Consider the following 12,242-nt stretch of genomic DNA (forward strand, 5'->3'; position numbering starts at 1 on the left):
TGCTTTTTGTTCTTTTTCTGGCGCTCCCTTTTGACACAATGCTCTTTGCGCGAATGTACCTCAAGCGAGCCTCTTTTGATAGCCGACTTAGTTTTACTAATGCGCAATACCTTTTTTTTGCGTGGTTGATTAATCAGAATGGACACCTCCTTTATGTCTGGTGATATATTATGAAAATTCAAAGATAGAGGAGTGTGCATTTAGGAAATTATTTTTTGACGGAAAATGAGAGAACAAGTAAAAGCCGCCCCCGGTACCCCAGGCTTTATTCTCGTTAGTCTCAGCATTAATCTCGTCATGTTTTTTTTCTAGAGAAATGTTTCTTTTCAAGCGAGAAAAATCAAGTTTCTATAATGGTTACGCCGGCGCTGCCATAGCCGCCAACCGCATTAACAAGCGCTACACCGCTGGCAGTTGCCGAAAATACAAGCAGCAGTCGGGTTTCTGCTGTTACAGGTATGCTAAGTCCGTCCAATCGCGCTCTGCTTATGGTTCCAATGCTGACAAGTCCGCTTAATGCAGGTGTGAGTGACAGACTGGTTCCGGCTATTGGTGAAAAAGTATTGTCAGGAGCGGGCGAGCTATAGAGCTGAGCGTTGACCGTAATGTCAGTTCCGATCAGAGTCAAGGCTGCTGTTGTGCTGAAGTATGCTGCAATAGAGGTAATGATGCTGTCATTGGGAACTGTAAAGGCAAAGTTCAATAATGTTCCGGCTGCTCCTGTGAGGTCGATTGTTGCTCCAAGAGTGCTGAGCAGCGGACCGCTGTTTCCAAAACCGACCAGGCTTGCCGTGCCTGCCAAGCCACCGGCAATAGTTGTTAATGCAAGCGGTACGCCGGAGGCAAACGGAATAAGCGCGCCGCTTCCCGATAACCCAGTCGGCCCCGTAGCGCCGGTTGGCCCCACAGCGCCAGTCGGCCCGGTGTCGCCTAAACCTGTAGCTCCCGTAGGTCCGGTTGGTCCTATAGCTCCCGTTGTGCCCGTGGCGCCGGTTGGCCCCGAAGCGCCAGTCGGCCCGGTGTCGCCTAAACCTGTAGCTCCCGTAGGTCCGGTTGGTCCTATAGCTCCCGTTGTGCCCGTGGCGCCGGTTGGCCCCGAAGCGCCAGTCGGCCCGGTGTCGCCTAAACCTGTAGCTCCCGTAGGTCCGGTTGGTCCTATAGCTCCCGTTGTGCCCGTGGCGCCGGTTGGCCCCGAAGCGCCAGTCGGCCCGGTGTCGCCTAAACCTGTAGCTCCCGTAGGTCCGGTTGGTCCTATAGCTCCCGTTGTGCCCGCAGCGCCGGTTGGTCCCGCAGCGCCAGTAGCCCCGGCCGGTCCTGATGGCCCTGTAGCGCCGGCTGGACCCTGTGCTCCAACTGGGCCTTGTGCTCCAACAGGACCTTGTAAACCCGCAGGTCCCTGAAGTCCGGCTGGTCCTTGGGGGCCCGCATTGCCTTGCGGTCCTTGTGGTCCGATTGCGCCCTGCGCTCCAGCCGCGCCCATTGCTCCAGTAGCGCCTGTCGGCCCTTGCAGGCCCTGAGGTCCCTGCTGGCCAGCCGGTCCTTGCTGGCCTTGCGGTCCGGCCAGTCCTTGCGGACCCTGTTGACCTTGCACGCCTTGAGGTCCGGGTATGCCCTGGGGTCCTTGAACCCCGGGATCGCCTTGAATGCCCTGAGGCCCTTGCGGCCCTATTGAACCTTGAGCGCCTTGCGGCCCCTGGGGTCCTTGCGGACCTTGAGCGCCTCTTGCGCCAGTGGCTCCGGTTGGCCCAGGCGGCCCTCCTGAAGGTCCGGTCGCACCTGTTCCACCTGTGGCGCCGGTTGCTCCATTAGCCCCCGTGGCGCCCGTTGGCCCTGTAGCGCCTGTCGCCCCGCGCTCGCCGTCATGTCCCCGTTTGCCTCGCTTGCCTCGTCTTCCACGCTCGCCGATGGGGCCGATAGGACCGGGAACGCCAAGAGGTCCGAGCAATTCTTCCTCGCAATCGCGATGAGGCCTTGCGCCTCCCTGAATAACAATTCTGTCCTTGTTGACAATAGCGCCGGAGTCTGCGGATTTTATTTTCTTTTTCGTTTTTTGCTTACTTCTGTATTGGCTGATCCACAGCGGCTTCGCTGCGCCTTTTCGGCGTTGGTTGCGTTTGGGCGAAAAGTCCAGATTCATGCACCTCCCTGAAGTTTATTTAGTTTATGGTCAAATGCCCCCAAAGGTTTGGGTGCAAGGGCGAACATGGATAGGCGTTTGACTATTTTCGGAAAAATGGGCGCTTTTGAGGGCATCGCCCCGGTCGCGCGGAATCGGAACAGCATAGGAGATAGAGGTGGAGCAGCATTGACAGAATTAATGAGAATGTTTATCATATATACGAAAGTGATAATCATTATCACATACAAAAAAAGCGAACCTCTTTTGTACAATATAAGAAAATCCGCAAACTGCGGAACGATTATATAGGCAGTGCAAAACAACAATCAGAGCAAACAGACAGGAGCGGGGAATAGACCGGAAAGGAGCATTTTTATGCAGACAGGGATACAGAAACCTTGGAATTGGCTGTTGTTCCCGTTTTCATCCATCAAAGCGGGAGCAGAAGGCGTATATGCCGCGTCTGTTGGTTATGGCGTTTATGAAATCGACAGTGCCATAGAGTCTTGGGATAAATTAAACAAAGGACTGGAGGATACAACCAGTATTCATCGCCTTCAGCTTCAAAATGAGCTATTGCATGCCTGCACGAACCATGGCCTCTACGAATGGACGGGGGATTCTTGGGAAAACGACGGCTTGGGTCTGCCGTGTTATCAATATCGGGATATCGGCGGAACGAAGTATGCGGGAACGGATAATGGTTTATGGATCAAAACGGGGGCAAAATGGGGCTATCTGGCCTGCGAAGGGAAAAGCATCTACGATTTTATGAACCTGCCGCAATACTTGATTGTAGGCCATAACAGCGGCATATCTCTGTATGACCGCTTTATGGATGAATGGGCGGAGTTTGAGCTGGAGCGCAGCATTACAAGCCTTGCCGTGTATCGCGGGCATCTGCTTGGCACAAGCGACCAGGGCGAATTATTCGTAGGGGATAAAAAGGGCCGTTTTGACCGGATCAAATTCGGCGGCAAATTTATTTTCTCCGTTACGGCAAAAGGGCGGGATATCTACGTTTGCACGGATCAGGGGTTGTTCACCCTGACCTGCATGGCGGATCGGCTTGTGCTGTTGTCCGTCAAGCTTGGTTTTCCGGTTACGGATGTAGATGTACAAGGGAAGCAGCTATACATGGCTACGCTCTTTCAGGGCGTTCAATCCATTCAGCTATAGGGCAGCATATTTATTCGAGGCTATAAGCTCGGGGAGGAAACGGAAATGACTAAAGTAATTGTGGTGTATGCAAGCTTGACTGGAAATACGGAGGAAATGGCAGAAGCCATCGCAGCCGGCGCAAGAGAAGCAGGACTGGAGGTTACGCTCAAGGAAGCTTATGATGCAAAGGCGGCTGAGCTGGAGCAATATGACGGGATTATTTTGGGCGCATATACATGGGGTGACGGCGAGCTTCCAGATGAGTTTCTGGACTTTTACGAGGACATGGAGGGCCTTGATCTGAACGGCAAGCAGGCTGCCGTATTTGGTTCCGGCGACACCTCATATCCCGACTATTGCGGAGCGGTTGACATTATCGAAAAAAAGCTGAAGGAGCTTGGAGCTGAAATCATAGTGGAAAGCCTGAAGTTTGAGTATAACGCCTCCGATGAAGAAAAGGAGCAGGGCAAAGCCGTTGGCGCGGCTATGGCGGGCGTATTGTGCAAGGGATAATGACGCCTCTGCTTCGGATGGAGGATGTACAGATTGAACGATTGCTGCGCAATCAAGCTCCTCTGAGGCAAAAGACCGGCCATGTGGCTTGCAGACAAGCTGCCGATGGCTGGACCGATCTGGCTTTGCAGTCCGCGTGTTTGTCCGCTTTTGACATTTGCCTTAAGCCGAACGGGCAGCGAAGCGATGAAATGGTAGAACGGTCGGTGATGAGGCGTTTTACCAATCGGCATTATCAATTTCATTCAAGTGAGCACTTTCTGCAAATCAAGCATCAAATCACCTCCAGCCTGCAGTCTTTTCTGGTACATCGTCCTTGCGAAGGGGCGATTATGGCCCGTTTTGAAACCTTCTCCGTTTATGTTGAAGAGCTGGGGATGGAGCTGACGCAGCATTTTCATATGATCCATATGCACCCTGACGGAAAGGGCGATTATACGGTGCAAAAGCTGGTTGCCGATGACAACGAGGATGCGCTGGCTCTGTATCGCCACATGACGGCTGTATTTGGGTATTACGCTTTTGGAAGGCTGCCCTCCGTCATTGAAGCGCTTCTCCCCCTGTCTGGCAAAATCATCCGCTGGCGGCTGGACCCGGATTCCCTGAAGGAATCGCTGGATTATATGAGACTGGTCAAAATTATGGTTATGAACGAATGGAACGATTCCCATTAAAACGCTCTGAAGCAGCTGGACAACGAGGTCCGCTTGCGGCAGAGCGTTTTTCACATTATGAGGGGCTGTCCAAAAAGTCTGTGAATAACTATTCAGCAGAGGACCGGACGGGAAACAGCAGAGGACTGGACGGGAAAGGGTGTTTTGAGGGCGAGTTTTTATTTCGGTAGGTATCGGCGTGGCAGTCTGTCGAAAAGTCGTTGTCCTTTGGCGGGACGAGCATTAAAATGAGATGTAGCGCCATTAGAGCAAATCGCCAATTGATGATGGACTAACGTATGGCTGGAGGAGATTTGTTTTGACAGATGATTTATTGCTGACGTTTCGCTCGCCGCCGCTTCCTTTTTTTGTGGAATCGAACCGGCTGACATACAAGCCTGGAGAAGAGCATCCCAACCGTTCCAATATTGGGGTATTTGACCTTTTGTTTGTACACAAAGGCGCTCTTTCTATAGCGGAGGAGGACTGTCGCTGGATCCTGGAGCCTGGCGATGTGCTCATTCTGAGACCGGATCGCTGGCACTATTCGTTCCAGCCCTGCACGGAGGAAACGACCTTTGACTGGGTCCATTTCCAGACAGTGGGGGCATGGGAGGAGACGCCGGCCAACCAGCCCGGCACGCTGCGCGGAGATTATTACACATATGCGATACGGGTGCCCAAAAAAATGAAGCTTACGTACCCGGAGGAAGCCGCGCAGGTACTTTCACAATTGCATGACGCCGCTCAAAGCTCCTCTCATGGAGCTTTTTGGGATCGCCAGCAGCGTTTTCTTCATTTGCTGCAAATGCTGGACGAGGGCTGGCGTTCCGACGCGGCAAAAGCTGCGGTATCTGTTGCGGAGCGGGCGGCGGCTTATCTGAAAATGAATTATCGGCTGCCGATAACCAATGCCATGCTGAGTGAAACGCTGGAGCTGCACACCAACTACATTACGCGTTGTATGTCCGAAGTATTTGGCTGCACGCCGCAGCAATACTTGCTTTATTATCGTCTTGACCAGGCGAAGCTGCTGTTGATTAAAACGGACTGGACGATCGCCAAGGTAGCAGAGGACACGGGTTTCCGTCAAACGCCGCATTTCTCGCGGCTTTTTGCCGCACACACCGGCATGCCGCCTCTTAAGTTCCGCAAGCGCTTTACAGCTCACTGATGCAACAAGGCGAAAACCTGAAAACCTGAAAACCTAAAAACCTAAAAACCTGAAAACCTGAAATCCTGAAATCCGTCCTTTAGACTGCTGAGTCTTTAAGGTTCTAGGTTTGATGGCTTCTAAACCGAACAATCGGACTTTGCACATGACACCTTTGGCTGTGTGTGGGTCCGGTTGTTTTTTTACTGCCAATTTCATGCATAATTACGAGCCGGATAGCAAAAAATGGATTCAATTACGCATGCCTTGGGCAAAAGGAGATAGAGGCTATGATTGAACGTTTTGCGTTAACGGCAGATATGGAAGAAGTGGCAGTGAGGTTTGGCGTTCGTCAGGTGATGAGCGAACAGGGCAACCGGTTTAACGTGGCTCCAACGCAGACGGCGTCCATAATTATGAACGACCGCCATGATCGGCGCGTGCTTCAGGAATCCCGATGGGGGTTGTTTCCATTTTGGGCCAAAGATGCCATTAATACAGATCATGACACGCTTGGAGAAAAGCCTTTCCTCCACAGAATGCTGAAGACTCAGCGCTGCGTTATTCCTTGCAGCGGCTTTTACGGTCAGAAAATGATTGGAAAGGAGAGGGATCCCCGCGCCATGTATACGACTGTACCCACTCAGCCGTTGCTCGCGATAGCGGGATTTTACGATAGCTGGAGGCATTTTGGAGGACGTGAGGAGCGGGCATTTACGATGCTGACGGCAGCATCCGCCGGTCATATGTCCGCTTGGCAGCCTAAGGTGCCCATCATTCTGGATGAGGACGGGGTCGAGGAGTGGCTTAATCCCAAGGAGCGGGAATTCAGCCGACTCCGCAAGCATTTGGAGCCATTGGAGGGGTACCTGACGCGCTCTTACCCCGTTACCAACGCCGTACACGATGAACAATACGAGTCGCCGGATTGCGTGCTGGAAATTTCGATTGGCGATTTTGCTTGATCAGAATAGGCAATTGCACCAGATTATGAAGGGGCATGTTACCGTATCTAGTCGGGCTATTTTTCCTATTCAATAAGGAAGTCGCGGTGCGGGCTGTCTGGCAGGCTCCTCCTTTAAGCTAGCTGTTTTAGGCGGTTTGCTTAACGGCTTACTTAAAGGAGAGCCATATATGGCGTGGCATCAGGCGCAGTTTTTTACGCGGCTTCACCTAAGACCCAGTGTTTGACTTGTAGCAAGCGAGATGTGAGGATGAGTACGCTGAATTTCTGGAGGCTGGATTTTCGCCCCGCATTTCGCCCCGCGCGAAGCTTCCAGTGCGCAGTTTTTGCAGCAATACGGAGGTTGGTGAAACCACATCACCCATAGTAAATGAAGGGTGGACTTTGAACTGATCTGTGTTTTGGCGGACATTAATGACCGTAAGAGCTTGAAATAGCTGGAGTTTCCTTGAGCAACGGTCATGCGTGTCCTTTAGAGCTTCAAAGAAGCGTATATAGGCGTGGATTTGGGGTTTTACGGACGCCAATGTCCTTTACAAAGTGAAAGTCAGTAAAAAGGAGCTTCTAACGGTCATTTTTGTCCGCAGAAATGTTTCATCTTCCAGACGCTCTCTTGAAATTGAAATTTTATTTGAAACTGGCTGATTAGGATGTTTAGTCGGGTATGGGCCTTAAGCGTTGTACCTCTTCAAGAAATAGCGGGACCACCTCGAATAAATCTCCAACAATCCCATAATCGGCGATGCTAAAAATAGGGGCGTCGGGGTCCTTGTTAATGGCGATGATGGTTTTGGACTGATTCATGCCGGCCAGATGCTGGATCGCGCCGCTGATGCCGCAGGCGATATAGAGCTTTGGCGTCACCACCTTGCCCGTTTGCCCGATCTGCATGGAGTAGTCGCAGTAGCCGGCGTCGCAAGCGGCGCGGGAAGCTCCGACGGCGCCTCCCAGCGCCTTCGCCAGCGCCTGGAGCGGTTCGAAGCCGGCTGCGCTGCGCACGCCTCTGCCTCCGGCGACAACGATATCGGCTTCAGCCAGATCGATGGCGCCGCTTGTTTTGCGTACGATGCCGCGCAGCGTCGTGAGCAGGGTTGGCGCTGTAAAGCGAAGCTCGACGACAGAGCCGGTTTTTCCGCCCTCGGGGAGAGCCTCTGCCGGAGGCAAATTATTCGGGCGCACGGTCACAACCCACATGACGCCGTGAGCAAAAGCCCGCCGCTGCAAGGCTTTGCCTGCATACAGCGGAGCGGTAAAGCTGATGTCATCGCCTTCTCCATCCTTGTGGATGGCGATGACATCTGCAATATGGCCGGCGCTGCAAGCTGCGGCCACCCGGGGCGCGAGCTCGCGCCCCGAAGCGGTGTGGCCGAGCAGCAGCGCATCCGGCCGCACCGCTTCAATTGCTGCGCCGAGCATGGAGGCGTATGCCTCGGGCGCATAAGCCCCCAAGGCTGGATCGTCGGCGATATGCACGACGTCCGCGCCCCTCGCGGCGAGCGCGGCGGCATCCTCAGCCGCCCCGGCCGCCGCTCCGCCGGAGGCGGCAATGACGGCGTGAACGGTGCCGTCATCGCCCGCGAGGCGCCTGGCTGCGCCCAGCGCCTCGAATGCTACGCGGCGCAGCGCTCCGTCGCGCCGCTCGGCGTAAACCAATATCGTACGTGCCATTGCATGCAGCTCCTTTCTTTCCTGACGGTGTTACTGCTTCGTCATTGAGCGAATCCGGTGCTTCTTTTTCTCTTGGATAGTACGGCATCGAACTCGTTCCTTCCCGTATCTAACCCATCTAACCCGACTAATCCGACTAATCCGGCTAATCCGGCTAATCTGGCTAATCCGGCTAGTTCAGCCTGCACGCAGCAAGATTTATTTTTTGTCCAAAGCCTCCGCCAGCACATCATGCAGCTCCCGAGCCAGCTCCTCGGCTTGTTCTGCGGGTGAGCCAGTCAGCCTTTTTCCGGCGGCGCGTGGCGGAGGGGGAGACAGCTGTGTCCGGTATGTCCGTGCAGACGGCACAAAATAGCTGTCCGATTCTGCCAATAAACCGGAATTTCCTGCTGGCGGCTGACCTTTTATGAGGGCTTCGCCTAAAGGCCGATAGGGCTTTAGCTCTGCCGGCTCGATTACGATCAAAGGCTTGCGTTTGGCCTTCATAATGCCGGGCAGAGACGGGTAGCGAGGGTCGTTGAGGCCTTGCTGCGCGGTAATACACGCGGGCAGCGGCAGAGCCACTGTTTCCTGATCGCCTTCCACATCCCTTACGGCAAGGGCGTAAGGACGCTCGTCTCCCGGCTGAATTCCCAGCTCCGCCGCAGTGCCGATTGACAGCTTCACGACCGCGCCGGCATGCGGCAAGCCCAGTAATTCCGCCGTTTGCAGCGCCACGCTGCCAGAGCCTGTATCGACGGCAAAAAGCCCCGCCAGCAGCAAATCCGGCTGAAGCGGAGCGATAGCGGCCGCGAGAACATCCGCAAGGACGCCGCTATCGTCGGGAATGCCGTCCGAGCTGACGCGAATAGCCTGATCCGCTCCCATCGCGAGCGCGAGCCTCAGCGCTTCATGGGTTCGTTCGGTTCCGCATGTAACGACAATAACCTCGCCTCCAAGCTGCTCTTTCCACCGCAGCGCTTCCTCCAATGCGTATTCGTCATAGGGATTAATGATCAGCTTGACATCTTCCTCCCGAATGCCGTCCTCCGTAAAATAAATCTTTTCCTCCGTATCAAAGGTTTGCTTCAGCAGCACCACCCATTTCATGTAAGTCCCTCCCTTCAAAATGCGAAGAATCACATGGCTTCAGAAGCCGGTTTTGGGTACCCGCCTGTGCTACCATATGACGCCTGAGCTCCCGTTATACCATTTGGAGAACGCTTTCATGACGAATGTGCGCAGGAAGGCGCTCATATACTTGAATAGTCTTTCGCACAAGGAGAATGTGATGAAATCAACAGATACGGCAAGGGGGAGAGATGAATGGTTCGGGACCCGGTCTTCTGGTTTTGGGCAAAATGGCTCCTGTTTACCGCTCTTGTTCTATCGGCGCTATGGCTGTTTGCCGCTGTTGTTCGCCTTCGCATTACTTATATAAAGCTGGGCGTGCCGGTTCCGTTCCGGCGCTGGAGGGCGCCAGCTAACAAAGCGGGAAAAGCCGCAGCCAGCCTGCAAAAGACTGCTCCGGTCGCCGGAAAAAGCGCAGCCAGCCCGCAAAAGGCTGTTCCGGTCGCCGGGAAAAGTGCGGCCAGCCCGCAAAAGACTGCTCCGGTCGCCAGGAAAAGTGCGGCCAACCCGCAGAATGCTGTGCCTGATACCGAAAAAGCCGCAGCTGACCGGCAAAAGGCTGAGCCCAATGTCAGGAGAGATGCGGCCAGCCCGCAAAAATCCCCAGCCGGGGCTGCCGGGCGGAGTCGTGTAAAGCATGCGGAGAGCCGTTTTGCACAAGAAGTGTTCGGGCATTCAAAGCTGTTGAAGGATGTCCGCAGCGGCGTGATGCATCTTGTTTATTTTTACGGCTTTATCATGCTTCAATTCGGAGCAATCGACCTGATTTGGAAGGGGCTGAACGGGGGAGCCAGACTTCCCTTTCCTTTCTATAACTGGTTTGCCTGGTCGCAGGAATGGACCGTTACGCTTGTGCTGCTGGCTGTTTTGTATGGCGCGTACCGGCGATACGGAGAGAAGCTGCCTCGTCTGAAAAGGGACTGGAAGCCTTCGCTTGTGCTTTGGTTTATCGGCGGGCTGATGCTGACCGTGCTCCTTACTCTGGCCTTTGAACGGCTTGCAGCCGAACAGCCCGAGCTTGCCGCTGTCCAGACAATCCAAGCAAACAGCGAGACAGATATGGCTTCCAGTCAGGCACAAACCGCTTCTGTCCAGTCTGAACTGGTTTCTGTCCAGCCAGCCCAAGCAGTTTCTGAACAGGCAGCCCAGGCAGCTTCGCCCCTGCCTTCCCGAGCCAACGCCCAAACCGCGATGGTGGATATGCGATATGCACCCGTCAGCGCGCCGCTCGCTGCTCTGCTGGAGCAATCCGGAATTGCTCGCGGCAGCTTGGCTGCTCATGCCGGTTACGAGCTGTTCTGGTGGCTGCATCTGCTTGTGCTGCTGGCTTTTTTGGTATATGTGCCGCAATCCAAGCATTTTCATCTAATGACAGCGCCGGTTAACTTATGGTTCCGGCGTTCAGAGCCAAGAGGCAGATTGACCCCGCTCGATCTGGAGAACGAGGAGGCGGAGTCATTTGGAGCCGGCGATATCCGGCATTTTTCGCAAAAGCAGCTGCTTGACCTTTACGCCTGCGTGGAATGCGGCCGCTGCACCAATGTGTGTCCGGCCTCCAATACCGGGAAGCTGCTGTCTCCCATGCACCTGATCGTCAAGCTGAGGGATCACTTGACGGAGAAGGGGGCAGCCGTTACGTCCACCTCTCCTTGGCTGCCCAGCGGCTTGAGAAGGGGGAGATTGCCCCCGCCCCATGGCATGGGGCCCGTATTGCCGGCGAGGGAGCCGGAATTCACGGAAGCTGGACGGCGTACCAGAAAAACACCTCTCTACACCGGCGCTATCCAAGGAACGATGGAAATGCAGGCTGCGGCTTGGCTGCCTAGAGATAATATCGAGGCGGAATCGCTGGAGCTTGCAGGCGACATTATGACGGAGGAGGAAATCTGGGCTTGCACCACCTGCGGCAACTGTGAGGAGCAATGCCCCGTAGGCAACGAGCATATAGACAAAATCATCGATCTTCGGCGTCATCTGGTGCTGATGGAGGGGCGGCTGCCTGTGGACGGCCAGCGTGCTTTGCAAAATATCGAGCGGCAAGGAAATCCTTGGGGCCTGCCTCGCGGGGAGCGCCATAGCTGGATCGAAGAATGCCGGGTGCAAACCGGAATTGCCGTGCGGACGATGAAGGAATGCCGTGAACGCGGTCAGAAGCCGGAGCTTCTATTATGGGCGGGAACGATGGCCGCTTATGATAATCGCAGCAGGCGCGTGCTTTTTGACCTGGTGAAGCTTATTGCGGAAGCCGGAATGGATTTTGCGGTATTGGGGAGCGAGGAGCGTAATTCGGGGGATACCGCAAGGCGGATGGGCAACGAAATGCTGTTTCAGGAGCTATGCCGCGATAATATTGCGACGCTTCAGAAGTATGGCGTGCGTCATATTGTCACTCCTTGCGCTCACACCTACAATACGCTGAGCAACGAATACCCCGATTTTGGACTGGGAAGGGATGTAGCAGTTGAGCATCACACCGAGCTTCTGGCCAGACTGCTGTCGGAGGGAAGGCTGCGGCCGTCCCATTCCGTAGACGAAGTGGCAACCGTTCACGATTCCTGCTATCTGGGTCGTCACAACGGGATTTATGAAGCGCCGCGCGAGCTGCTGAGGGCCATTCCCGGCATCAAAATAAAGGAAATGGAGCGCTCCGGGTCAAACGGCATGTGCTGCGGCGCGGGAGGCGGGATGATGTGGATGGAGGAGCGAAGCGGGACGCGAGTCAATTACGCCCGGACCGAGCAGGCGCTCCAGGTCCAGCCAACCGTTATCAGCTCGTCGTGTCCGTACTGCCTGACGATGATGGAGGATGGCCTGAAGGCATTGCAGGAAGGCGAAGGGACCGTCGCGCGGGATGTTGCGGAGCTGCTTGCTCAAAGTGTTTTTGGCAGTGAAGGAAAATAA

Annotated in this window: 9 protein-coding genes; 6 read left to right on the plus strand and 3 right to left on the minus strand. The window is 54.7% G+C overall.

Going from position 1 to position 12,242, the window contains the following annotated elements; all coding sequences use genetic code 11:
- Positions 1 to 340: 340 nt before the first annotated feature.
- Positions 341 to 2,137 (minus strand): exosporium glycoprotein BclB-related protein, encoded by a 1,797-nt coding sequence (locus A7K91_RS27350; protein ID WP_068687284.1) that lies wholly within the window; start codon positions 2,135 to 2,137, stop codon positions 341 to 343.
- A gap of 357 nt (positions 2,138 to 2,494) precedes the next feature.
- On the opposite strand from A7K91_RS27350, the gene A7K91_RS25440 reads away from it, so the two are divergent.
- The 5 genes from A7K91_RS25440 to A7K91_RS25460 all read left to right on the plus strand — a co-directional run bounded on the left by A7K91_RS25440 (position 2,495) and on the right by A7K91_RS25460 (position 6,564).
- A complete protein-coding gene (locus A7K91_RS25440; protein ID WP_068687286.1) occupies positions 2,495 to 3,298 on the plus strand; it encodes a hypothetical protein in 804 nt (267 codons plus the stop codon).
- Between the two features lie 45 nt (positions 3,299 to 3,343).
- Positions 3,344 to 3,793, plus strand: a complete 450-nt coding sequence (locus A7K91_RS25445; RefSeq protein ID WP_068687287.1) for a flavodoxin — start codon at positions 3,344 to 3,346, stop codon at positions 3,791 to 3,793.
- Complete coding sequence (locus A7K91_RS25450) at positions 3,781 to 4,467, plus strand: hypothetical protein (protein ID WP_068687288.1); 687 nt, start codon at positions 3,781 to 3,783, stop codon at positions 4,465 to 4,467. Before A7K91_RS25445 ends, A7K91_RS25450 begins: the two co-directional genes overlap by 13 nt.
- A 298-nt stretch (positions 4,468 to 4,765) precedes the next feature.
- Positions 4,766 to 5,620: a helix-turn-helix transcriptional regulator gene (locus A7K91_RS25455; protein WP_068687289.1), complete on the plus strand. Its 855-nt coding sequence runs from the start codon at positions 4,766 to 4,768 to the stop codon at positions 5,618 to 5,620.
- Between the two features lie 269 nt (positions 5,621 to 5,889).
- Positions 5,890 to 6,564: an SOS response-associated peptidase gene (locus A7K91_RS25460; protein ID WP_068687290.1), complete on the plus strand. Its 675-nt coding sequence runs from the start codon at positions 5,890 to 5,892 to the stop codon at positions 6,562 to 6,564.
- A gap of 653 nt (positions 6,565 to 7,217) precedes the next feature.
- Here the strand turns inward: A7K91_RS25460 and A7K91_RS25465 are convergent.
- Both A7K91_RS25465 and A7K91_RS25470 read right to left on the minus strand, forming a co-directional pair.
- Positions 7,218 to 8,231 carry an electron transfer flavoprotein subunit alpha/FixB family protein gene (locus A7K91_RS25465; RefSeq protein WP_068687291.1) on the minus strand — a complete coding sequence of 338 codons (1,014 nt, stop codon included), beginning with the start codon at positions 8,229 to 8,231 and terminating at the stop codon, positions 7,218 to 7,220.
- Between the two features lie 198 nt (positions 8,232 to 8,429).
- Positions 8,430 to 9,320, minus strand: a complete 891-nt coding sequence (locus A7K91_RS25470) for an electron transfer flavoprotein subunit beta/FixA family protein (protein ID WP_068687292.1) — start codon at positions 9,318 to 9,320, stop codon at positions 8,430 to 8,432.
- 216 nt (positions 9,321 to 9,536) lie between these two features.
- Here A7K91_RS25470 and A7K91_RS25475 point away from each other — a divergent pair, with 216 nt between their 5' ends.
- Positions 9,537 to 12,242 carry a heterodisulfide reductase-related iron-sulfur binding cluster gene (locus A7K91_RS25475; protein WP_068687293.1) on the plus strand — a complete coding sequence of 902 codons (2,706 nt, stop codon included), beginning with the start codon at positions 9,537 to 9,539 and terminating at the stop codon, positions 12,240 to 12,242.

Origin of the sequence: Paenibacillus oryzae, from assembly GCF_001675045.1 — a bacterium.
Lineage (GTDB): Bacteria > Bacillota > Bacilli > Paenibacillales > Paenibacillaceae > Pristimantibacillus > Pristimantibacillus oryzae.